Here is a 23,412-nt window from a genome sequence, read left to right as displayed (position 1 = left end):
AAGCATGTTTGTCGCGTCATGGCGCGCACATATCCTCACGGACAGGAGTCCCTAGTGCCGAGCACCGTCGAGCAGTTGAATCCGACCCGGGTGAAGCTCACCATCGAACTGCCTTTCAGCGACCTTCAGCCGAGGATCGACGAGGCCTACAAGCAGATCGCCCAGCAGATCAATCTGCCCGGTTTCCGCCGCGGCAAGGTGCCGCCGCGTCTGATCGACCAGCGCTTCGGACGCGGCACCGTGCTCCAGGAGGCCGTCAACAACGCCATCCCCGAGGCCTACTCCGACGCCGTGACCGAGCACAAGATCACTCCGCTGGGCAACCCGGAGATCGAACTGACCCGGCTCGAGGACGGTGACGTCGCGGAGATCACCGCCGAGGTCGACGTCCGACCGGAGTTCGACATGCCGGACTTCTCCCAGATCAGTGTCGAGGTCGACTCCCTCGAGGTCTCCGACGCCGATGTCGACGAGCGCGTCGAGCTGCTGCGCCAGCGCTTCGGCACCCTCAAGGTCGTCGACCGCGCCGCCGCCGACGGTGACGTCGTGCTCATCGACCTGGTGGCCACCCAGGACGGTGAGGCCATCGAGGACGCCGAGACCAGCGGCATGCAGTACCGCATCGGCGCCGGCGGCATGGTCGAGGGTCTCGACGAGGCCCTCATCGGCCTCAAGGCCGGCGAGAGCAAGGCTTTCACGTCCGCGCTCGTCGGCGGCCCCCACCGCGACGAGGAGGCCGACATCACGGTGACCGTCACCAAGGTCAACGAGCAGGAACTGCCCGAGCTCGACGACGAGTTCGCCCAACTCGTCTCCGAGTTCGACACCGTCGACGAGATGATCGCCGACGTCCGTGAGAACCTCGAGCGCATCGGTCGTCTCGACCAGGCCAACACGGCCCGCGACAAGGTGCTCGAGGCGGTCGTCGGCGAACTCGACTTCGAACTGCCGCAGGCCGTTCTCGACAATGAGATCGAGGCCTACCACGAGCAGATCGAGGCCCAGCTCAACGCCGCCGGGCTGACCGTGGAGCAGTACCTCGCCGATGCCGAGGACGAGGACGCCGAGACGGCCGAGGAGTTCTGGAAGCAGATCGACGAGCGCGCCGAGCGGGGCATGCGAGCCCAGATCGTCCTCGACAAGCTCGCCGAGGACCGCCAGATCGGCGTCTCCCAGGAGGAGTTCACCCAGCTGATCTTCCAGAAGGCCCAGCAGAACGGCACCTCCCCGGAGCAGGAGATCCAGCACATGACCGAGCACAACCACATGCTCGAGTGGATGGCCGAGGTCCGCCGGGGCAAGGCCCTCGGCATGATCGTCGACGAGGCCAGCGTCACCGACACCAACGGTGACCGGGTGGAGATCTCACGCCTGCAGAACGACGGCTCACTCGCCCCGGAGGCCGTGGACGAGGCCGACGCCGAGCAGCCCCAGGAGGACGAGACGGCGGCTGAGCAGGCCGAACAGGAGGCCGACGGCGAGGCCTGACCAGGGCCTCAGCCGGACACGGACGCGTGATGAGGTGCCGGCCGCACTGGGACAGTGCGGCCGGCACCTCGCGTGCGGGCAACGCCGTGACGCGGCGCACGATCACCTGCTGGCCGGGGCCGGTCTTGCTAGGCTGAGCGCTCATCCGGCCAGGGAAAGGATCAGCACATGAGTGACGTGGACGGTGCCGTCGGGGTCCCGATGTCGGCGAACGGACTGCCGAGGTTCCTGCAGATCACGTTGGGCGTCGTCCTGGTCCTGGTGGCCCTCACGATGCTGAAGACCTACTCCGGCACCTTCGGCCCGATCTTCCTGGCGCTCAACCTCATGGTGACGGCCTACCCGCTCCACACGTGGCTCGTGCGCAAGGGCTGCCCCTCGGCCCTGTCCGCGATCGTCGTCGCCCTCATGGTCTTCGTCCTGCTGCTGGCGATGGTGGCCGGCCTGGTCTGGGCCGTCAACGAGATGATCCGCATGCTCCCGCACTACACGAGTCAGTTCTCGGCCCTGTACGAGCAGCTGCTCGGCTTCGCCTCACGGCTCGGCCTGGACTCCTCCTCCCTGACGAGCGCGCTGGGCCGGATCGACCCGAATTCCCTGGTCAGCGCCGCCACGTCGCTGCTCAACGCCTCGACCGGCTTCATCGGCGGCCTGTCGATCCTGGTCTGCACCCTCGTCTTCATGGCCATGGACACCGCTGGTTTCGCCCGCCGACTGTCGATCGCGGCCTCGACCCACTCGAGGGTCGTGGCCGGTTTCCGCTCCTTCAGCCAGGGCGTCCGGTCCTATTGGATCGTCACCACCGTCTTCGGTCTCATCGTCGCCGTGCTCGACGTCGTCGCCCTGCAGCTCATCGGCGTGCCGGGCGTCATCATCTGGGGTCTGCTGAGCTTCCTCACCAACTACATACCGAACATCGGTTTCGTCATCGGCCTGATCCCCCCGGCCCTGGTCGCCCTCGTCTCCCTGGACTGGAAGCGAGCGCTCGTCGTCATCATCGTCTACTGCGTGCTCAACTTCGTGGTCCAGACGATCATCCAGCCGCGCTTCACCGGCGACGCCGTCGGTGTGACCCCCACCGTCTCGTTCCTCTCACTGCTCGTGTGGGGCGGTGTGCTCGGCGCCCTGGGGACCCTGCTGGCCCTGCCGATGACCCTGCTCATCAAGGCGCTCATCATCGACATCGATCCCCGCGCCAGGTGGGTCAACGCGCTCATCGCCTCTGACCCGCACGACGCGGACGGAGCCGCCCAGCAGCGGGAACTGGCCGGTCCCCCGGCTTCCGGCGGTGGTCCCGCCCCTAGCCGGACAGCGAGTGATCAGACATGAGTCGGGTGCGCTCAACTTTCATGCCAACAGTGAAAAGGCGAGGGCCCCGCTCCGGTTTGCCGGTGCCGGCAGGTAGGTTCGACGGTGTGAATGACATGGTCAAGAACCCCGCGCTGCCCGCGATGGCAGTCAGCAACGGTGGCGTAGGCCTGAGCGACAACGTCTACCAGTCCCTGCTGGCCAACCGCATCGTCTTCCTCGGCTCCGAGGTGAAGGACGAGAACTCCAATGCGATCTGCGCCCAGATGCTGCTGCTCAATGCCGAGGACCCCCACAAGGACATCTACCTCTACATCAACTCTCCTGGCGGTTCGATCGACTCCGGCATGGCGATCTACGACACCATGCAGTGGATCAGCAATGACGTGGCCACCGTCGCCATCGGCCTGGCCGCCTCGATGGGCCAGTTCCTGCTGTCCGGGGGCACCCCGGGCAAGCGTTACGCGCTGCCCCATGCCCGCATTCTCATGCACCAGCCCTCGGGCGGCATCGGCGGCACCGCCTCCGACATCAAGATCCAGGCCGAGCAGAGCATCCACCTCAAGCGCGAGATGGCCGAACTCATCGCCAAGCACACCGGCCAGACCGTTGAGCAGATCACGAAGGACTCCGACCGCGACCGCTGGTTCACGGCCAGTGAGGCCCTTGAGTACGGCTTCATCGATCACGTCTACGATCGCGCGTCGAAGATCTCCATGAACGACGCGCCGAACCAGTGAGGACTTCCATGACTGACGACTTCAGCCCGGTGCTGCCCCCGGCCCCCGGCGGCCTGGCCGCATCGCCCGTGGCCGAGTACTACATCCCCCAGTGGGAGGAGCGCACCAGCTACGGCGTCCGGCGCGTCGATCCCTACACCAAGCTGTTCGAGGACCGGATCATCTTCCTCGGCACGCCGATCACCGACGACATCGCCAATGCGGTCATGGCGCAGCTGCTGTGCCTGCAGTCGATGGACGCCGATCGTTCGATCTCGATCTACATCAACTCGCCGGGCGGTTCGTTCACCGCGCTGACCGCCATCTACGACACGATGCGCTACATCAAGCCCGCCGTGCAGACCATCTGCCTCGGCCAGGCCGCCTCGGCCGCTGCCGTGCTGCTGGCGGCCGGCACCAAGGGCCAGCGTCTGGCCCTGCCGAACAGCCGCATCCTGATCCACCAGCCCTCCATGGGCGGTGAGGGCAGCTACGGCCAGTCCAGCGACCTGGAGATCCAGGCCAACGAGATCCTGCGCATCCGCGATCTCATGGAGTCCATGCTCGCCGAGGCCACCGGGCAGTCCAAGGAGAAGATCAGCGCCGACGTCGAGCGCGACAAGTTCCTGACCGCCGAGGAGGCCGTCGAGTACGGCATCGTCGACGACATCCTCACCTCCCTGAAGGACTGATCCGCCAGGCTGCGGGGAGCCGGCCATGGCGGTCCCCGTCCGCGGAGCAGTCCTCGGTGCGGACGCTGCGCGGACGGGGCTAGTCTTTGTGGTCATGTCCGCCGCAACGGGTGCGGCGTGTCTGAACAGATGGTGTGCCCGACAGGCGGGCATGCTTGAATGGACTGCAGTGGGGCCAGGCCCGTTCCGGCGCCACGTGCGCCGGACCAGCGTGCATCAAGGAGGTGGCCATGCCGCGCATCGGAGAGAGCAGTGACTTGTTCAAGTGCTCGTTCTGCGGCAAGAGCCAGAAGCAGGTCAAGAAACTCATCGCCGGCCCCGGGGTCTACATCTGTGATGAGTGCATCGACCTGTGCAACGAGATCATCGAGGAGGAGCTCTCCCAGCTCGGTGAGGCAGAGGCTCCCTCGCAGCTGCCCAAGCCCGCCGAGATCCGCGAGTTCCTCGACCAGTACATCATCGGCCAGGACGACGCCAAGAAGGCGCTGGCGGTGGCCGTCTACAACCACTACAAGCGGCTCAACGCCCAGACGGAGGCCGAGGGCGCCAGGCGCGTCGCCGAGGACGTCGAACTGGGCAAGTCCAACATCCTGCTCATCGGCCCGACCGGCTGCGGCAAGACCTATCTGGCGCAGACCCTCGCCCGCATGCTCAACGTGCCGTTCGCCATGGCCGACGCCACCGCACTGACAGAGGCCGGTTACGTGGGCGAGGACGTCGAGAACATCCTGCTCAAGCTCATCCAGGCCGCCGACTTCGACGTGAAGAAGGCCGAGACCGGCATCATCTACATCGACGAGATCGACAAGGTGGCCCGCAAGTCCGAGAATCCCTCGATCACCCGCGACGTCTCGGGCGAGGGCGTCCAGCAGGCGCTGCTGAAGATCCTTGAGGGCACGGTCGCCTCGGTGCCTCCGCAGGGCGGACGCAAGCACCCGCACCAGGAGTTCATCCAGATCGACACCACCAATGTGCTGTTCATCGTGGGCGGTGCTTTCGCCGGCCTCGAGGACATCATCGCCGAGCGCGTCGGCAAGCGTTCGGTGGGTTTCACCAACGACGACTCGAAGCGCCGGCCGGCCGGCAACGACTCGTTCACCGGCGTGCGGCCGGAGGACCTGCACTCCTACGGCCTGATCCCCGAGTTCATCGGGCGCCTGCCCGTCATCGCCACCGTGCCCAAGCTCGATGAGACGGCCCTGCGCCGTATCCTCACCGAGCCCCGCAATGCCCTCGTCAAGCAGTTCACGAAACTCTTCGAACTCGATGGCGTCGACCTGGAGTTCACCTCGGACGCCGTGGCCGCCGTCGCGGAGAAGGCCATCGAACGCGGCACTGGCGCGCGCGGCCTGCGCGCCATCCTCGAGGAGACCCTCGGCGACGTCATGTTCGAGGTGCCCAGCCGCGACGACGTCACCAGGGTCGTCATCACCGGCGACGCGGTACGAGGAACCGCGCAGCCCCGGCTCATCGTCAGGGCGGGGGCCGGCGAGCCTGCCGCCTGAGGCCGATCCGTCGGCGGCGCCCGGTGCCCGCCCTCAGCCCTCCAGAACCAGCCAGTTGCCGCCACGTCGTCTGCACATGCGCGGTGCCGAGACCTCGGCGACCGTGCCGAGCAGCTCCCTGATCGCCTCGGCGCACGCCCGTGCCCGGGCGTCCTCGTCGTCCCGGCCGCCCGGGGCGATCGAGAAACGCACCGTCACCACGGGCGTCCCGCGCGGCATCGCAAGGTGCACGTCGTCGCAGTGCGCCTGCCCCGGGAGGGCCCGCCGGGCCAGGTCGAGGACCTCGGACGGGTGGTGGCCGGGCCGTGTGCCGTGCACGGGCAGCTCGACGCGGAACGACGGCATGACATGGCCTTTCTGGTCGTGGCCGGGACAGCTCGTAGTGTGCCACCGCCCAGGGCCGCCGGGGGCCAACGCGCCACGGATCCTGGTGGGCCGGTACGTGAGGCGCAGCGGCGACCGGTAGCCTGCAATCGTGCGCTATCTCTCGACTCGTGCCCTGAACACCGACGACGCCAAGCCGTTCTGCGACATCCTGCTCGAAGGTCTCGCCGCTGACGGCGGGCTCTACCTGCCCGAGCAGTATCCCCAGGTGGACGCCCAGACCCTCGAGCAGTGGCGCGAACTCCTCGCCACGGAGGGCTACGCCGCCCTGGCCGCCCGCGTGGTCGGCCTGTTCATGGACGACATCCCCGTCGAGGACCTCGAGCGCCTGACCGCGGCGGCCTACACCGACGAGAAGTTCTCCGATCCGCAGATCGTCCCGGTCAGCAGGATCGGCTCCGGGCCGCTGTGGCTCGGCCACCTGTCCAACGGCCCGACTGCGGCCTTCAAGGACATGGCCATGCAGTTGCTCGGCGAGTTCATGGAGTACGAGCTGGCCCGCCGCGGCTCCTGGCTGACGGTCGTCGGCGCCACCAGCGGCGACACCGGCAGTTCCGCCGAGTACGCGCTGCGCGGCCGCGACGGCATCGCGGTCGTCATGCTGACACCGGCCGGCCGGATGACGCCGTTCCAGCAGGCCCAGATGTTCTCGCTGCCCGACCCCAACATCGTCAACGTCGCCGTCGAGGGCGTCTTCGACGACTGCCAGGACCTTGTCAAGGCCGTTCACACCGACGCCGGGTTCAAGGCCGCCTGCCACGTGGGCGCCGTCAACTCGATCAACTGGGCGCGCCTGGTTGCCCAGGTCGTCTACTACTTCTGCTGCTGGCTGCGGGTCACCGACGGCCCGGGCGAGCAGATCAGTTTCGCCGTGCCCACCGGCAACTTCGGCGACATCTGCGCCGGCCACATCGCCCGCTCCATGGGCCTGCCGATCCGCCGCCTGATCCTGGCGACCAACGAGAACGACGTGCTCGACGAGTTCTTCCGCACCGGCGTCTACCGCCCGCGCAGCTCCGAGCAGACCTGGGCCACCAGCTCGCCGAGCATGGACATCTCCAAGGCCTCCAATTTCGAGCGTTTCATCGCCGACCTCTACGGCCGTGACGGCGCCAGGGTCCGGGAACTCTTCGGCGCCATCGCCGCGGGTGGTTCCTTCGACATCTCCGGGAGACCCGAGTTCGAGGCCGTGCGGACCAGCTACGGCTTCGTCTCCGGATCGTCGACGCACGCCGACCGGGTCGCCACCATCGGCCGGCTCTGGCGAGAGCACGGCGTCCTCATCGACCCGCACACCGCCGACGCCGTCAAGGTCGCCGAGCAGTACGTGGCGGACGAGCCCATCGTCGTCCTCGAGACCGCCCTGCCGGTGAAGTTCGCCGAGACGATCAAGGAGGCCACCGGTGAGCTGCCGCCCACGCCCGAGCGGTTCGCCCACATCGAGGACGGCCCGCGCCGTGTCGTCGGACTGCCGAACGACGTGGACGCCCTCAAGCAGCTCATCGTGAGCACCATCGAGTCACTGCCCACTCTGGTCCGCTGAGGCGGACCGCCCGCACAACGAAGGAGACGATCATGACGATGCGTGTTGGCATCCTCACCGCCGGTGGCGACAGCCCGGGCCTGAACGCCGCCATCCGGGGTTTCGGCAAGGCGGCCATCGGTACGTACGGCATGAAACTGATCGGATTCCGGGACGGCATGCGCGGCCTGGCCGAGAACCGCTTCGTCGAACTCGACTCCGCCGCGCTGTCCGGCATCCTCACCGTCGGCGGCACGATCCTGGGCACCAGCCGCGACAAGGTGCACAAGATGATGGTCGACGGCGCGCCGCGCAACATGATCGAGACGATCAAGAAGAACTACGAGAAGGACAAGCTGGACGCGCTCGTCTGCCTCGGCGGTGGCGGCACCGCCAAGAACGCCAAGCGCCTGTCCGACGCCGGGATGAACATCATCACCCTGCCCAAGACGATCGACAACGATCTGGTCGGCACCGACGAGACCTTCGGTTTCGCGACCGCTCTCGAGATCGCCACGGACGCCATCGACCGGCTGCACTCGACGGCCCACAGCCACCACCGCATCATCCTCACCGAGATCATGGGCCACCGCGCCGGCTGGCTCGCGCTCGGCGCCGGCATCGCCGGCGGCGCCGACATCATCCTGCTGCCCGAGGTGCCCTACCAGGTCGAGTCGATCGCCGAGACCATCAGGCGGCGCCGGGCCCAGGGCAGCAACTTCTCCGTCGTGGCCGTCGCCGAGGGAGCCCGTTCGGTTGCCGACGCCGCCGAACTCGCCGCCGCCGACGCGCTGGTGCGCGAGGCCGGTTCCCCGGAGAGCCGCGAGGCGGCCAAGAAGCACCGCAAGGACGTCGAGGCCTCGCACCGTGCCCACATCTTCACCCTCGCCGAACAGCTCGAGGCCGCCACCGGCCTGGAGTCGCGGGTGTCCATCCTCGGCTACGTCCAGCGCGGCGGCATCCCGTGCAGCCGGGATCGTCAGCTGGCCACCCTGCTCGGCACCGCCGGCGCCGACCTGGTCAGCCAGGGCCAGTTCGGCATCATGGTCGCCTCCAGGGGCGAGAAGGCCGTTCCCGTCCCGCTTGAGAAGGTCGCCGGGAAGATCCGCTACGTGCCCACCGATCATCCGTGGATCAAGGCCGCCAAGGAGGTCAACACCGGTTTCGGGGACTGACCGTCCCGACTCCGGTCGGCCCGGCCCTGTTGCGTGCCGCCACGGCGCGGCGTTACCGTGAAGCCATCTCCCACCGATCCCACAACGGGGTGAGTGCTGTGGACACGGAAACAGGGGATGTCATGGCACTGGCTCGCCAGCGAGCCGGTCGTGACGGGGTGGTGCGGTTGCGGCCGCTCGTCGCCGGCTCGTGGCGCCGGGCGTTCCGTGCCGGGGTCGATCCCGGCCAGGCCGTCCCGGTGGTGCGGCACGACGATCACGAGGCCGGGTCCCGTTTCGAGTCGTTGCTGCTGGCCCGGCACATGGACGTGGTCGCACCGCTGGCCGAGGCCGCCCGGGCCGGCAGCGGGCGTCTGCTGGTCATCGCCGCCGCCGACGGCGAGATCGTGCTCATGCGCGGCGGCACCGCGGCCCGGCGTCGTGGTGACAGGATCGGCATGGCACCCGGGGCCCTGTGGACCGAGAACAGTGTCGGGACCAATGCCATCGGTACGGCGATCAGCCAGCGCTGCCCGGTGCGCATCGACGGTGCCGAGCACTTCGTGAGAACCCATCACGAGTGGACCTGCGTGGCCGCGCCGATCACCGATCCCGACAGCGGCGAGCTGCTGGGCGTCATCGATCTGTCCGGGCCGGTACGCGAGTTCGGCCCCGATGCGGCCGCCCTGGTCGGCGCTGTCGGGAAGCTCATCGAGAGCCGGATCACTGCCGAGCGCAGGACCGCCGATGCGCGGCTCCTCGCCGATCTGTTCGCCCGGCCGGGAGCGGCCAGGCGGGTCGCCGCGGTCCTGTCACCATCCGGGCGCCTGGTCTGGGGACGCCGCGACCAGCAGCCGGCGGGGGAGCACGAGCACTACCAGGGGTACACCGTCATCACCACCGGTTCCGGCTCATCCACCGAGGCCGCACCGGTCCGGCTGCGTCTGCTGGGTCCGGGGCAGCCGGAGCTGAGCATGGCCGGTCGCGTCACCGGGCTCACCCAGCGCCGTGCCGACCTGCTCGCCCTCATCGCCCGCGCCCCCGACGGGATGAGCGCGGACGCCCTGGCGGAGGCGCTCTACGGCGACCGGGGCAACCCGGGCACCGTTCGCGCCGAGGTGCACCGTGCCCGGAGGCTGCTCGGCACGGCCCTCGCCGGTGACCCGTACCGCTTCACCGTTCCGGTCAGCAGTGACGCCGGTGACGTCGAGGCGTTGCTGCACGGCGGCGACGTCGGCGGCGCCGTCCGCGCCTACACCGGCTGGCTGCTGCCCCGCTCCGACGCACTGACGATCGAGCTGCTGCGCCTGGAACTGCACGAGTCGGTCCGCGCGGGTGCCCTGGCCGTCGGCGGTGCCGCGCTGCGCGAGTACTGTCTCGGCGAGCCCGGTGAGACCGACCATCATGCCTGGGCCCGCTACGCCGAGCAGTGCCCTTCCGGCTCGGCCGAACGAGCGGTCGCGGTCGCTCACCTGAGCGGTCTGTGCCGGGCGGTCGGCTGAGCCGTCCCCGGGGAACCGGACGGGGCATCCTCCGGGCCGGGCGCAGCACCGTGCAACGGGCTTGCAACGCCCGGTTCGCCACACTGGGTGACCAGCCGGCAGGGAGGTCACACCATGGTGAGTGTCGGAGTCATCGTCAACAGCGCCTCGGGTCATGATGTGCGGAGGCTGGTCAGCGCAGCCACCGTCGTCGACAACTCGGAGAAGGGCGCGATGGCCGTCCGTCTGATGGCCGGCCTCGGCGCCGCAGGGGTCGACGAGGTGCTCGCCATGCCACTGGACGACACGGTGGCCGGTCCGATGGCCAGGGCCAGGAGGGCCGTCGAGCTGGAGACCGGCGCGTCGCTGCCACCGGTTCGCTGGCTCGACATGCCGGTCGTTGGCCGGGCAGTCGACACCTGCCGCGCCCTGGAACTCATGCGCGAGGCAGCGGTCGGGGCCGTCTGCGTGCTCGGCGGGGACGGCACCCAGCGGCTGGCCGTCGGAAGGATCGGCGGCATCCCCCTCACCCCGCTGTCGACGGGTACCAACAATGCCTTCCCCGGCTGGGCGGAGGCCACCGTCGCCGGCCTGGCAACCGGCTACGTCGCCACCGGGCAGGTGAGCCGCGAGGATGCCTGCGTGCGGGAGCACGCCCTTCTCGTCCGCCACGACGGCCGTACCGAGGCGGCGCTCGTGGACGTCGCCGTGACTCGTTCGCTGTTCACCGGGGTTCGGGCCTCCTGGCGCGCCGAACACGTCGAGGAGGTGACCGCCGTGTTCACCGATCCGGCCGTCATCGGGCTCAGTTCGATCGTCGCGGCGCGGGCCGACGCGCCCCGCCACGAACCGGTCGCCGCCCGGGTCCGGGTCGGGGAGGGCACCCGGGTGCGGGCGGCCCTGGCGCCCGGGGTGGTCGAGGAGCTTGCCGTCTCGGCGCCCGAGTACCTGCGGCTGGGCGAGGTGGCCGAGATCCCGGACGGGCACGGCGCGATCAGCGTGGACGGTGAACGGCTCATCGAACGCCCCGGCGGGCTGGGCGCCGCGATGGAACTGGTGGAAGCGCTGTGGCGCGTCGACGTGGCCCGCACCATGCGTGCAACGCGGTTGCAACGCGGGCTCTCCTAGCCTCGAGACATCAACCCAATGGAGGGAGTCATGATGAGCCAGACGACTGGGATCGGCCCGGACGAGCTGCTGGGCGCCTATCGCACCATGCGGACGATCCGGGAGTTCGAGGAGCGGTTGCACAAGGAGTTCTCCACTGGCGAGATCCCCGGCTTCGTCCATCTCTACGCGGGGGAGGAGGCCGTGGCGACGGGGGTGTGTGATCTGCTCACCAAGGACGACTACATCGCCAGCACTCACCGGGGGCACGGCCATGCCATCGCGAAGGGATGCGACGTCATGGCCATGATGGCCGAGATCTACGGCAAGGCGACCGGGCTGTGCAAGGGCCGCGGTGGTTCGATGCACATCGCCGACCTGGACGTCGGCATGCTCGGCGCCAACGGCATCGTCGGTGGCGGCCCGCCGCTGGTGTGCGGCGCGGGGCTGAAGGCCAAGGTCACCGGAACCGACCAGGTGGCCGTCTCGTTCACCGGCGACGGCGGGTCGAACCAGGGCACCTTCCTGGAATCACTCAACCTGGCCTCGGTGTGGGACCTGCCGGTCGTCTTCGTGGTGGAGAACAACGGTTACGCCGAGGCGACCTCGAGCCGGTACCACCAGAAGGGCATCGACGTGGCCAAGCGCGGGGACGCCTTCGGCATCCCGGCGATGACGGTCGACGGGCAGGACTACTTCGAGGTGCGCGAGGCGGCCCAGGCGGCCATCGGGCGAGCCCGCGGCGGTGGCGGTCCGTCGCTGCTCGAGTGCAAGACGGTGCGCTACTACGGGCACTTCGAAGGAGACCAGCAGGCCTACCGTCCCGCCGACGAGGTGCCCACCGCCAGGGCCGAGCACGACCCGCTGACCCTGTTCGAGCAGCGCGTCACGGCCTCCGGCCTGCTCGATGCCGGGCAGCTCCGGGACGTCGACCGCGAGGTCGGTGAGCTGATCGACCGTTCGGTGGCGCAGGCCAAGGCCGCACCCGAACCGGGACTGGAGACGCTTACCGAGGACGTGTACGTCTCCTACTAGGTGGAAGGACGCAGAAATGGCACGCACACTGAGCTACATGAAGGCCATCAACGAGGCCCTCGCCCAGGAGATGGACCGTGACCCGTCGGTCGTCGTGTTCGGGGAGGACGTCGCCGGCGGTGCCGGGACCAGCCAGCCCATGGACGCCTGGGGCGGGGTCTTCGGCCTCACCAAGGGACTGTGGGAGAAGTTCCCCAACCGGGTCCTGGACACCCCGATCAGCGAGTCGGCGATCATGGGTGCCGCGGCCGGCGCCGCGGTCAGCGGGCTGCGCCCCGTGGCAGAACTCATGTTCATCGACTTCCTCGGGGTCTGCTTCGACCAGATCTTCAACCAGGCCGCGAAGTTCCGCTACATGTTCGGCGGCAAGGCACGGACCCCGATGGTGGTCCGCACCTGCTACGGCGCCGGGGTCGGCGCCGCCGCCCAGCACTCCCAGACGCTGTACAGCATCTTCACCAACGTCCCCGGCCTCAAGGTCGTCGTACCGAGCAGCCCCTACGACGCCAAGGGCCTGCTGACCGCGGCGATCCGCGACGACGACCCCGTCGTCTTCTGCGAGCACAAGGCGCTGTACGGCGTGCGCGGCGAGGTCCCGACCGAGTCCTACGAGGTACCGCTCGGCCAGGCCAACGTCGTGCGCGAGGGCACCGACGCGACGGTCGTCGCGCTGGGGCAGATGGTGCCGAGGGCGCAACGGGCGGCCGAGGCGCTCCATGGCGAGGGCATCGAGGTCGAGGTCGTCGACCCGCGCACCACATCCCCGCTCGACGAGGCGACGATCCTCGCCTCCGTCACGAGGACCGGGCGCTGCGTGGTCGTGGACGAGGGCAACCCGCGCTGCGGCATGGGCGCCGACCTGGTGAGCCTCGTCGCCACCCGCGGCCCGCGGCTGCAGGCGCCGATCGGGCTGGTCACCCCGCCGCACACCCCGGTGCCGTTCGCGCAGGTGCTGGAGCAGGCCTACCTGCCCGGCCCCGACGAGATCGCCGCCGCGATCCGCACCACCCTGGAACCAGTCGACGCATAGGGAGCAGACATGGCCATCACAGCGATCACCATGCCCAAGTGGGGCATGACCATGCAGGAGGGCGAGTTCACCGAGTGGAACGTCGCCGAGGGCGACACCGTCGCGGTCGAGGACAACCTCGGCGGCATCTCCAGTGACAAGATCGAGGGCGAGCTGCCCTCGCCCGCGGCCGGGGTCATCCGCCGGCTCATCGCCGAGCCGGGCCAGAGCTACGAGGTCGGTGCGCTGCTCGGCGTCATCGCCGACGCGGACACCCCCGATGCCGAGATCGAGGCATTCATCGCACAGCACGGCTGATCGATCAGCAGCCATCCGTGGGGGCGCTCCCGGGCGCCCCCACAGGCCCTCTCATCGCAGGAGCACGACCGGGCACGGCGTCGACACCGGCGCCTCGGGGGTTCTCGTCACGCGGCCTGCCCCTATGCTGGTCGTGTGCCCGCTGCTGTCGACCGCCGCCGACCGGTGCTGCGTGTCGCCGCGCTCGTCCTCGACATGGACGACACCATCAACAAGACGGGCCGGGCCATGCGCGCCGGTCTGCGTCAGGCGACCAATGCGCTGTGGCCCCGGCTCGACGAGCAGGACCGCTCCCGGCGCATCGAGGACTACGTGGCCGACAGCGCCGGATGGTTCGATCGGTTCACCAGGGGCGAGATCGATTTCGAGACGATGCGGCGCGGACGCCTGACGGACCTGGCGGCCGGCCTCGGCGAGCGGATCGACGACGAGCGCCTGCGCCACTTCGAACTGATCTACCGACGCGCCTTCGCCGAGGCGTGCACCCCGTGGCCCGACGCGCTGGGGCTCATCGACCGTGCCGACGCGGCGGGCATCCCCGTGGCGGTGCTGTCGAACTCGGCCCAGCAGATGACCGTGATGAAGGTCCGCAGGCTCGGCCTGGAGGGCCGTTTCGCCGGGGTCTTCTCCTCCGACCAGCTCGGTGTCGGCAAACCCGATCCCGCCGCGTACCGCGCGGTGTGTGCGCGGCTCGGTTCGGCGCCCGCCCTGGTCGGTTACGTCGACGACCACCTGCGCGACGCCAGGGGCGCGAGCCGGGTGGGCATGCAGTCCTTCTGGCTCGACCGGGCCGGCCGTGGCCAGGCGTCGGCGGACCAGCCGGCCGTCGTCTCGCTCGACCAGCTGCTCCTCGAGCCCGCCGGGACCTGAGGGTTTCCCGGCGGCCGCCCCGTGACGGCTGCGTCAGCCGCGCGGTTTCTTCGCCGGGGGCTCACCCAGGGCGATCTCGGCGGTGACGGTCTCGCCGCCCTCGACGAAGGCGATCGGACACGCGATGTGGCCGACGGCCGACAGGTCGTCTGCGATGAGGGCGAGGTTGGCGATCGAGGAGGCCGGGCCCGTCACGGTGATGGCCTCGATGGGGGTCCGCATGGAGACCTTGGCGTCGGACTTGGCGCCGCGCACCAGGATGAGGGCGGCGGCCATGTCGGCGACCAGCGAGACGTCACCGCCGGCGGGCAGCTCCTCGACGGCGGGCCAGGCGGCCGTGTGCACCGAACCGTCCTGCCACCAGCTCCAGACCTCCTCGGTGACGAACGGCATGAACGGGGCCAGCAGCCGCAGGACGACCGACAGGGCCAGTTGCAGGCTCGCATTCGCCGAGGCGGCGGCCTGCTCGCCGCGGGCGCCGTAGGCGCGTTCCTTGACGAGTTCGAGGTAGTCGTCGCAGAAGCTCCAGAAGAAGCTCTCGGTGGCCTCGAGCGCCGTCGTGTAGTCGAACTCGGCCAGCGCCCGGCCGGCCTTGTCGACGACCTCGCGGAGCACGGCGAGCTCGGCCAGGTCGACGGGCTCGGTGATGGCCTCGGGGCCGGTCGGGGCGCCCATGCCGAGGACGAACCGGCTGGCGTTGAGCACCTTCATGGCGAGCCGGCGGCCGACCTTCATCTGGCGTTCGTCGAAGGGGGAGTCCATGCCCGGGCGGGCCATCGCTGCGCGCCAGCGCACGGCGTCCGCGCCGTACTTGTCGATGATGTCGGTGGGCACGATGACATTGCCCCTCGACTTGCTCATCTTCTTGCGGTCCGGGTCGACGACGAAACCCGAGACCGTGGCGCGGCGCCACGGCACGGTGCCGAACTCGAAGTCGGCGCGCACGACGCGGCTGAACAGCCAGGTGCGGATGATGTCGTGGGCCTGCGGGGCCATGTCCATCGGGAAGGTCAGCCCGAACAGCTCGGGGTCGCGCTCCCAGCCGCAGACGATCTCGGGTGTCAGCGAGCTGGTGGCCCAGGTGTCCATGACGTCGGGATCGGCCATGAAACCGCCGGGGACGCCGCGCTGGCCCGGGTCGAAGCCGGGCGGGCAGTCCGAACTCGGGTCGACGGGCAGGGTCTCGGGGGCCGCCATGATCGGCTCGGCGTAGTCGGGGTCACCGTTCGCGTCGAGCCGGTACCAGACGGGGAAGGGGATGCCGAAGAAGCGCTGGCGGCTGATGAGCCAGTCGCCGTTGAGGCCCTCGACCCAGTTCGAGTAGCGGAACCTCATGTGATCGGGCACGAAGTCGATCTGCTCGCCGCGGGACAGCAGGCGGGCCTTGAGGGCCTCGTCACGGCCGCCGTTGGCGATGTACCACTGGCGGGTCGAGACGATCTCGAGGGGCTTGTCGCCCTTCTCGTAGAAGTTGGCCATGCGCTGGGTCGGTTTCGGCTCGCCGACCATCTCGCCGGTGGCCTGGAGCCTGGCGACCATGGCGGCGCGGGCGCTGAAGACGGTCTTGCCGGCCAGCTCGGCCTCGTAGAAGGACGGATCGGGCAGCCAGTCGGGCCGCTCGCGCTGCAGGCGGCCGTCGCGGCCGATCACCGTGCGCGTGGGCAGGTTCAGCTCGCGCCACCACTGGACGTCGGTGAGGTCGCCGAAGGTGCAGCACATGGCGATGCCGGCGCCCTTGTCCATCTCGGCTGTCGGGTGCGCCAGGACCGGCACCTCGACGCCGAAGACGGGCGTGGTGACCGTCTGACCGAACAGATGCCGGTAGCGGTCGTCGTCCGGGTGGGCGATGAGGGCGCAGCACGAGACGAGCAGCTCGGGGCGGGTCGTCTCGATGAAGACGTCGGTGCCGTCCTTGGCGTGGAAGCCCAGCCGGTGGTAGGCGCCGGGGTAGTCGCGGGCCTCGAGCTCGGCCTGGGCGACGGCGGTCTGGAAGGTGACGTCCCACATGGTGGGGGCCTCGCTCATGTAGGCCTCGCCGCGCTCGTAGTTGCGCAGGAAGGCCAGCTGCGAGATGCGCTGCGTCTCGGTGCCGATCGTCGTGTACAGCTGGTTCCAGTCGACCGACAGGCCGACCTTGCGCCACAGATCGGCGAACGCCTCCTCGTCCACCACGGTGAGGCGGTGGCACAGCTCGACGAAGTTGCGGCGGCTGATCGCCACCTGCTTCTTCGGGTCGGGTCTGGCCGGGGGCTCGAAGTCGGGATCGTAGGGGGTCGACGGGTCGCAGCGCACGCCGAAGTAGTTCTGGACGCGGCGTTCGGTGGGCAGGCCGTTGTCGTCCCAGCCCATCGGGTAGAAGACGTGCTTGCCCATCATGCGCTGGTAGCGGGCCACGACGTCGGTGTGGGTGTAGCTGAACACGTGGCCGACGTGCAACGAGCCCGAGACGGTGGGCGGGGGCGTGTCGATGCTGAACACCTGGCGACGGTCGCGGGGGCGCGTGAACGCGTACAGCTGGTCGGCCTCCCAGGCCGCCGACCACTTGTCCTCGAGCCCCTCGAGCACCGGACGATCGGGTACCCGCCAGCCCTGGGCGGTCGAAGCGGGTGTCGTCGGTGCGGATGTGGCAGTCATGGGGGACATCCTACTAATCGGTCACCGCGGCCCGACCCGTCACGCGGAGCCGCGGACAGGGGCGGGCGGCGCCGAGCCCCCGCCCGGGAGGGGTGGGGGCTCGGCTGGTTGGGAAGCGGGGGAGCGGCTCAGGCTGCGGCCCTGATGGCCTCCAGCACCGACTCCTCGCTCTTGATGTCGACGCCCTGGAACGACACCGGGTTCCCGTTGACCTGGAAGGTCGGGGTCGCGGTGACACCGGCGTCCATGCCGGCCTGCTCGACGTTCTCCACGAAGGACTGCGCCTGGTTCTGGTCGACGCAGCTCTGGAACCTCGTCAGGTCGTCGCCGGTGATGCCGGCCGCCTCGGCGATCTCCTCACGCAGCTGCTGGACGGGGTAGCCGTCGCCCTCCTGCGCGGGCGCGGCGGCGTAGGCGGCGTCGTGGTACTCCTGGAACCTGCCGACCTCGTCGGCGCAGACCGCCGCCATCGCGGCACGCTTGGAGGACTCCGGGGTGCCGTTGGCCGCGTTCACCTGCTCCAGGTTGCGGTCGAGGAAGATGCGGGTGCGGTACTCGATCCGGATCTTCCCGCTGGCGGCCAGCGAACGGAAGACCGGGCCGAGCTGCTGCTCGTAGGTCTGGCAGATCGGGCACTGGTAGTCCTCGTAGACGACCAGGGTCGGGGCCGAGTCGCTCGTGTTGAGCGGCGAGAGGATGCCGCTGCCGTCGTCGTTCGCGTGCGGCGGGGTGATCTGCTCGCCCAGGTTCGTCGCGGTCGGCTCGTCCTTGCCAGGGCTGAGCCGTCCGGTGGCGCCGAGCGCCACGACGACGATCACCGCGATGATGGCGACGGCGCACACGATGATGAGGGCCATGCGCACCCGCCTCTGGTGAGCGGCCTGCGCGGCCTGGGCCTGACGCAGCGCCTCTCGGCGGCTCGTGCCCGCACCGCCAGGGGGGGCCTGTTTCCTGCCTGAGTTCTTCGAGGCCATGTCAACCTTCCGGCTCGAGCGTCCTGGTCCGTGTCCGGACTGCTAGGGAAGTCTACCCGGGGTCCGGGCGCGTTCCGCCCGCTCGGAGCTCGGCGGGACACCGGGTCAGGATCCGCAACTAGTCTTGAGCGCGATGACCAGCACACCTGAGAAGAATCCCGGTCCCCCGTCCGGCCACGCCCGTATCGTCGAGTCCCTCACCTCGCGGTGGCCCGAGCATCGCATCGGCCCCACCCTGGCGCGCATCGAGGCGCTGTGCGAGCTGCTCGGCTCGCCGCAGGACGCCTGCCCGGTGATCGCCGTCACCGGCACCAACGGCAAGGGCAGCACCGCGGCCATCATCGACGCCCTCCTGCGCTCAATGGGCCTGCGCACCGGACGTTTCAGCTCCCCGCACCTGCAGGACATCACCGAACGCATCTGCATCGACGGCTCCCCGATCGAGGCGGCCCGTTTCGACGAACTCTGGGAGCAGATCAGCCCCATGGTCGGCATGGTCGACGCCGAGCGGATCGATGGCATCGCCCTCACCTTCTTCGAGGCCATGGTCGCCATGGCCTATGCGGCATTCGCCGACGCGCCCGTCGACGTGGCGATCATGGAGGTCGGCATGGGCGGGCGCTGGGACGCCACCAATGTGGCCGACGCCCAGGTCGGGGTCGTCGGGCCTGTTGACCTGGACCACATGCAGTACCTCGGCGGCACGATCGGCGAGATCGCCGCCGAGAAGGCCGGGATCATCAAGCCCGGGGCGACCGCGGTGCTGGCCGGCCAGCTGCCCGAGGCGGCAGCAGCCCTGTCCCGGCACTGCGCCCAGGTGGGGGCGACGATGGTGCGCGAGGGACCCGACTTCGCCCTGCTCGACCGGCAGCCGGCCGTCGGCGGTCAGCTGCTGCGGCTCGAGGGCACGGGCGGGCCGGTCGGGGATCTCTTCCTGCCCCTGCACGGCGCCCACATGGCCCACAACGCCGCCGTTGCCGTCGCCGCCGTCGAGGCGTTCTGCGGCGGGCGCGCCGTCGAACCAGCGGTCCTCGCCGAGGGGCTGGCCAACGTCCGGGCTCCCGGTCGGCTGGAGGCGATCCACCACGACCCGCTCGTCGTGCTCGACACCGCCCACAACCCGCACGGCGTGCGCGCCACCCTGGCCGGCCTGCGCGAGGCCTTCGCGATGCAACCCGTTGTCGGCGTGCTCGCCATGATGGCCGACAAGCAGGTCGACGCCGTGCTGGACCTGCTCGCCGCCGAACTCGACCAGGTCGTCGTCACCGCCGTCCGCGGCAGCCCGCGCGCCATGGGCGTCGCGGACCTCGCCCAGGCCGCCGTCGGATCGTTCGGCCGGGCCCGCGTGCACACCGCCCAGGACACCGCGGAGGCGCTCAACAAGGCCATGACCCTCGCCCGGGGGGCAGGCGAGGAAGCCGGTGTGCTCGTCATCGGCTCGGTGCACCTGGCCGGCGAGGCGCGCGACATCCTCGCCGACGACACCACCGGCGAGGGGGCCGTCCCGCTCACCATGTCCGTCGCCGACGACCCGGACGGCATCCGATAGCCGACGCCCGGGGCCGCCCGGGCCAGCTGGGTCGTGGACGGCCCCCGCGGCGTGCGCCGAGTCGTTAGGGTGGCGTCATGAGCATCGCCTACCCTCCGACGGTGTACCCGCCCATGCCCGCGCCCTGGCCACTGCCCCCCGAGCCTGCGCTTCCCACGACGCCGGTCCGCTACCACGGGCTGTGGCGTTCACCGCGCTGGCGGGTGTGGCGGCCGATCGTCGGCGCCCTCGTCGCCGGTGCGCTGTGGTTCGCAGCCGCGCTCGTCCTCAGCATGCTCGCCATCGCCACGACCATCGCCAGACAGGGCATCGCCGTGCAGGACTACCTCGAGCAGATCCTGACCGGCGGCGGTTTCACGCCCGAACTGTTCATCACGAACAATCTCGCGCTGGCCTGCTCGATCCCGATCGCCTGGCTCGTGGCGCGGATCCACTCCCAGCCGATCCGTTTCGTCCACTCGGTGACGGGGCGTTTCCGCTGGCGCTGGTTCGGCGGCTGCCTGCTCATGTTCCTGCCGCTCTGGGGCGTCTTCATCACGCTCTCCGTGGTCCTCTCGGACGAGGGAATGGGGGAGCTGTCCGTCAACGAGAACACGGTCGTCCTCCTGCTGGGCGTGCTGCTCACCACGCCCATCCAGTGCGCCGGCGAGGAGTGGTTCTTCCGCGGCGGCATCAACCGCCTCGTGGCCAGCTGCTTCCCGCAGCACACGCGGACACTCGGCCTCGTCTCGGCCGTCACCGGCTGCGTCGTCAGCTCCTTCTTCTTCATGCTGGCCCATGGCGCCCAGGACCCGTGGCTCAACATCTTCTACTTCGGGTTCGGCGTCGCCGCCTGCCTCATGTGCTATCGCACCGGCGGGCTGGAGGCCTCGACGGCCATGCACATCGTCAACAACATGACGGCCATGATCACGCTGCCGTTCAGCGACATCAGCCACATGATGGACCGTACCGATGGGGCCGGCAGCCCCCTGAGCCTGCTGCAGCTCGGCTTCGTCGCCCTCGCGGTGCTGCTCGTCTACTGGCGCGCCCGGGCCCGGCGACTTGCCGTGACCTGTGAACCGGCGGCCCAGCCCATGGTCGCAGGCCACTGGCCGCAGGGCGTCCAGGTTCCCCTCCCGACGATCTCCCAAGGCGGTATGCCGTACCAGCTGTCGGCCGGCCAGCCCGTACCCCAGTGGGCCGGCCAGCCCGTACCCCAGTGGGCCGGTCAGCCCGTACCCCAGTGGGCCGGTCAGCCCGTGCCGCAGCAGGGGCTTCCGCAGCAGTGGGCCGGTCAGCTGTCCGGGGCGGCGGACCGGACCGCCCGGCCCCCGGCGGAGGCCGACGTACCGACCACGACGACCGCCCGCAGCCGGCCTGCCATGAATCCTCCGGGCACCGGCACGGATGGGCCGGTCGGAGTCCTCGACGAACTGCTCGACGGCCCGAACCCTCCGGGCACCGGCGCGCATGCCGAGTGGACATCCCCTGCCGGGGACCGGCCGGCGCCCGCGCCGCAGCAGCCCTGGGGCCCGCCACCGGCTGGTGCACAGGACACGCGTGCGCAGGCCACCATGGCGCCGCCGCCCACCGAGCCCAGCGACGCCGAGTTGTTGTCGTGGGGGCCGCCCGTTGACCCGTCGCGGATCATGGAGGGGGAGCCGCCGTCCTCGGAGCGGACCGCTCCATGACAGGAGGAATGAATGACTGAGCAGCTGCGCCCCGCCCCGGCCGGGCTCCTCGACGAGCTGAGCCCGCTGCTGGCCCGGGTCTCAACGCCCGTGCAATACGTCGGCGGCGAGATCAATGCGCAGAGCCGCGAGTGGGACGACGCACAGGTGCACTGGGTGCTCATGTACCCCGACACCTACGGCGTCGGCCAGCCCAACCAGGGCCTGGCCATCCTCTACGAGGTCATCAACGAACTCGGCTGGGCGAGCGCCGAGCGCAGCTTCAGCGTCTGGCCCGATCTCGAGGAACTCATGCGCGCCCACGGCCTGCCGCAGTTCACCCTGGAGAGCCACCGCCCGGTCAGGGCCTACGACGTGCTCGGCATCAGCCTGAGCACCGAGCTCGGCTACACCAATCTGCTCAACGCCCTCGACCTGGCCGGCATCCCGATCCACAGTGCGGAGCGCACCATGGACGACCCGATCGTCCTCGTCGGCGGGCACTGCGCGTTCAACCCCGAGCCGATCGCCGACTTCGTCGACGTCGTCGTCCTCGGCGACGGCGAGGAGGCGGTCATCGAGCTGTCACGCATCGTCCGCCAGTGGCGTCTGGCCGGCTGCCCCGGTGGACGCGACGGGGTCCTCGAGACCCTGGCCGCCACCGGCAGGTTCTACGTGCCGCGCTTCTACGACGTCGCGTACGGCTCCGACGGCGCGATCACCCGCATCAGCCCGAACCGGGACGGCGTGCCCACATCGGTGGAGCGCTGGGTGCTCACCGACCTCGATGACTGGCCCTATCCGAAGGCCCCGATCGTCCCGCTCGCCGAGACCATCCACGAGCGCTACTCGGCCGAGATCTTCCGCGGCTGCACCCGCGGTTGCCGGTTCTGCCAGGCCGGGATGATCACCCGCCCGGTGCGTGAGCGTTCCCTCGCCACCATCGGCGCCATGGTCGATGGCGGCCTGCGGGCGACGGGGCACGAGGAGATCGGGCTGCTCAGCCTGTCGAGTGCCGACCACACCGAGATCACCGAGATCACCCATCAGCTGGCCGACCGCTACGAGGGCAGCAACGTCTCGCTGTCCATCCCGAGTACCCGCGTCGACGCCTTCAACGTCGATCTGGCCCGCGAGCTGTCACGGGGCGGACGCCGCTCGGGGCTGACGATCGCTCCTGAGGCCGGTTCGGAACGCATGCGGGCCGTCATCAACAAGAACGTCAGCGAGGACGACCTCATGACGACCGTCTCGGCCGCCTTCAGCCAGGGCTGGCGTTCGGTGAAGATGTACTTCATGTGCGGTCTGCCCACCGAGACCGATGAGGACATGCTCGCCATCGCCCGCCTGGCCCACCGTGTCGTCGAAACGGGCCGCGAGATCACCGGGCGGCGTGACATCTCGTGCACCGTCTCGATCGGCGGGTTCGTGCCCAAGGCACACACCCCCTTCCAGTGGGCCGAACAGGCCGATGCCGAACTCATCGACCACCGCATCGGCGTGCTGCGGGAGGCGGTGCGCTCAGACCGCGGGTTCAGCCGCGCCATCACGATCCGCTGGGCCGACGGCGAGCCGGGTCAGGTCGAGGGTCTGCTGGCCCGAGGAGACCGGCGGGTGGGCCGTGTCATCGAGGCCGTCTGGCTCGACGGGGGGCGCTTCGACGGCTGGCGCGAGCACTTCGACTACCAGCGGTGGGTCGACTGCGCGCTCATCGAGCTGGAGCCGCTCGGTGTCGACCTCGCCTGGTACACCACGCGGCCGCGGGGCGAGCACGAGGTGCTGCCCTGGGACCACCTCGACTCGGGGCTCGACCGCACCTGGCTGTGGCAGGAGCACGTCGCCGGATGCGCGGCCCGGCAGATCGAGGACTGCCGCTGGGACGACTGCAAGGACTGCGGCGTCTGCCCGCGGTTCGGTGTCGACATCGAGATGGGCCCCTCCGGGACGACCCTGCTCCCGCTGGCGCCCATGCCGCCCAGGCGGAGGAGGACCGGGGCCAGCGCGGCCTGAG

The 23,412-nt window shown here is 69.8% G+C and carries 19 protein-coding genes; 16 read left to right on the top strand and 3 right to left on the bottom strand.

Features of this window, described 5'->3' with window-relative positions; all coding sequences use genetic code 11:
* Positions 1–54 precede the first annotated feature (54 nt).
* From tig to clpX, 5 genes are all read left to right on the top strand, one after another.
* Positions 55–1,488, top strand: coding sequence for a trigger factor (gene tig, locus D9T14_RS04585; protein WP_121587812.1), 1,434 nt, complete (start codon positions 55–57; stop codon positions 1,486–1,488).
* A gap of 168 nt (positions 1,489–1,656) precedes the next feature.
* Positions 1,657–2,817 carry an AI-2E family transporter gene (locus tag D9T14_RS04580; RefSeq protein ID WP_121592091.1) on the top strand — a complete coding sequence of 387 codons (1,161 nt, stop codon included), beginning with the start codon at positions 1,657–1,659 and terminating at the stop codon, positions 2,815–2,817.
* A gap of 113 nt (positions 2,818–2,930) precedes the next feature.
* A complete protein-coding gene (locus tag D9T14_RS04575) occupies positions 2,931–3,536 on the top strand; it encodes an ATP-dependent Clp protease proteolytic subunit (RefSeq protein ID WP_269471263.1) in 606 nt (201 codons plus the stop codon).
* A gap of 8 nt (positions 3,537–3,544) precedes the next feature.
* Positions 3,545–4,207, top strand: a complete 663-nt coding sequence (locus D9T14_RS04570; protein ID WP_121587814.1) for an ATP-dependent Clp protease proteolytic subunit — start codon at positions 3,545–3,547, stop codon at positions 4,205–4,207.
* 230 nt (positions 4,208–4,437) lie between these two features.
* Positions 4,438–5,712 carry an ATP-dependent Clp protease ATP-binding subunit ClpX gene (gene clpX / locus D9T14_RS04565; protein ID WP_121587815.1) on the top strand — a complete coding sequence of 425 codons (1,275 nt, stop codon included), beginning with the start codon at positions 4,438–4,440 and terminating at the stop codon, positions 5,710–5,712.
* A gap of 33 nt (positions 5,713–5,745) precedes the next feature.
* On the opposite strand, the gene D9T14_RS04560 is transcribed toward clpX, so the two are convergent.
* Positions 5,746–6,057 carry a hypothetical protein gene (locus D9T14_RS04560; RefSeq protein WP_121587816.1) on the bottom strand — a complete coding sequence of 104 codons (312 nt, stop codon included), beginning with the start codon at positions 6,055–6,057 and terminating at the stop codon, positions 5,746–5,748.
* A gap of 130 nt (positions 6,058–6,187) precedes the next feature.
* Here D9T14_RS04560 and thrC point away from each other — a divergent pair, with 130 nt between their 5' ends.
* The 8 genes from thrC to D9T14_RS04520 all read left to right on the top strand — a co-directional run bounded on the left by thrC (position 6,188) and on the right by D9T14_RS04520 (position 14,592).
* Positions 6,188–7,639 (top strand): threonine synthase, encoded by a 1,452-nt coding sequence (gene thrC / locus D9T14_RS04555; protein ID WP_121587817.1) that lies wholly within the window; start codon positions 6,188–6,190, stop codon positions 7,637–7,639.
* 32 nt (positions 7,640–7,671) lie between these two features.
* Positions 7,672–8,793, top strand: a complete 1,122-nt coding sequence (locus tag D9T14_RS04550; RefSeq protein ID WP_121587818.1) for an ATP-dependent 6-phosphofructokinase — start codon at positions 7,672–7,674, stop codon at positions 8,791–8,793.
* Between the two features lie 122 nt (positions 8,794–8,915).
* The gene (locus tag D9T14_RS04545; RefSeq protein ID WP_121587819.1) at positions 8,916–10,274 is read left to right on the top strand and encodes a GAF domain-containing protein; all 1,359 of its coding nucleotides are present in this window, start codon (positions 8,916–8,918) and stop codon (positions 10,272–10,274) included.
* A 114-nt stretch (positions 10,275–10,388) separates the two neighbouring features.
* A complete protein-coding gene (locus D9T14_RS04540) occupies positions 10,389–11,381 on the top strand; it encodes an NAD(+)/NADH kinase (protein ID WP_121587820.1) in 993 nt (330 codons plus the stop codon).
* A gap of 33 nt (positions 11,382–11,414) precedes the next feature.
* Positions 11,415–12,395, top strand: a complete 981-nt coding sequence (locus tag D9T14_RS04535; protein WP_121587871.1) for a thiamine pyrophosphate-dependent dehydrogenase E1 component subunit alpha — start codon at positions 11,415–11,417, stop codon at positions 12,393–12,395.
* Between the two features lie 16 nt (positions 12,396–12,411).
* Positions 12,412–13,425, top strand: coding sequence for an alpha-ketoacid dehydrogenase subunit beta (locus tag D9T14_RS04530; protein ID WP_121587821.1), 1,014 nt, complete (start codon positions 12,412–12,414; stop codon positions 13,423–13,425).
* Positions 13,426–13,434: 9 nt separating this feature from the next.
* Positions 13,435–13,722 carry a biotin/lipoyl-containing protein gene (locus D9T14_RS04525; protein WP_121587822.1) on the top strand — a complete coding sequence of 96 codons (288 nt, stop codon included), beginning with the start codon at positions 13,435–13,437 and terminating at the stop codon, positions 13,720–13,722.
* Between the two features lie 135 nt (positions 13,723–13,857).
* Positions 13,858–14,592, top strand: coding sequence for an HAD family hydrolase (locus D9T14_RS04520; protein WP_126464229.1), 735 nt, complete (start codon positions 13,858–13,860; stop codon positions 14,590–14,592).
* A gap of 33 nt (positions 14,593–14,625) precedes the next feature.
* On the opposite strand, the gene valS is transcribed toward D9T14_RS04520, so the two are convergent.
* Together valS and D9T14_RS04510 are read right to left on the bottom strand one after the other, a co-directional pair.
* The gene (gene valS, locus D9T14_RS04515) at positions 14,626–17,226 is read right to left on the bottom strand and encodes a valine--tRNA ligase (RefSeq protein ID WP_121587824.1); all 2,601 of its coding nucleotides are present in this window, start codon (positions 17,224–17,226) and stop codon (positions 14,626–14,628) included.
* 128 nt (positions 17,227–17,354) lie between these two features.
* Positions 17,355–18,200: a DsbA family protein gene (locus D9T14_RS04510; RefSeq protein WP_121587825.1), complete on the bottom strand. Its 846-nt coding sequence runs from the start codon at positions 18,198–18,200 to the stop codon at positions 17,355–17,357.
* 133 nt (positions 18,201–18,333) lie between these two features.
* Here D9T14_RS04510 and D9T14_RS04505 point away from each other — a divergent pair, with 133 nt between their 5' ends.
* The 3 genes from D9T14_RS04505 (at position 18,334) to D9T14_RS04495 (ending at position 23,411) form a co-directional block, all read left to right on the top strand.
* Positions 18,334–19,749, top strand: coding sequence for a bifunctional folylpolyglutamate synthase/dihydrofolate synthase (locus D9T14_RS04505; RefSeq protein WP_121587826.1), 1,416 nt, complete (start codon positions 18,334–18,336; stop codon positions 19,747–19,749).
* Between the two features lie 77 nt (positions 19,750–19,826).
* Positions 19,827–21,422: a CPBP family intramembrane glutamic endopeptidase gene (locus tag D9T14_RS04500; protein WP_126464228.1), complete on the top strand. Its 1,596-nt coding sequence runs from the start codon at positions 19,827–19,829 to the stop codon at positions 21,420–21,422.
* A 12-nt stretch (positions 21,423–21,434) separates the two neighbouring features.
* Positions 21,435–23,411, top strand: a complete 1,977-nt coding sequence (locus tag D9T14_RS04495; RefSeq protein WP_121592089.1) for a TIGR03960 family B12-binding radical SAM protein — start codon at positions 21,435–21,437, stop codon at positions 23,409–23,411.
* Position 23,412 lies beyond the last annotated feature (1 nt).

Origin of the sequence: Propionibacterium australiense (genome assembly GCF_003666605.1) — a bacterium.
GTDB classification, from domain to species: domain Bacteria; phylum Actinomycetota; class Actinomycetes; order Propionibacteriales; family Propionibacteriaceae; genus Propionibacterium; species Propionibacterium australiense.
The sequence above is the reverse complement of the archived record's forward strand: the minus strand, read 5'-3'. Positions and strand labels throughout refer to the sequence as shown.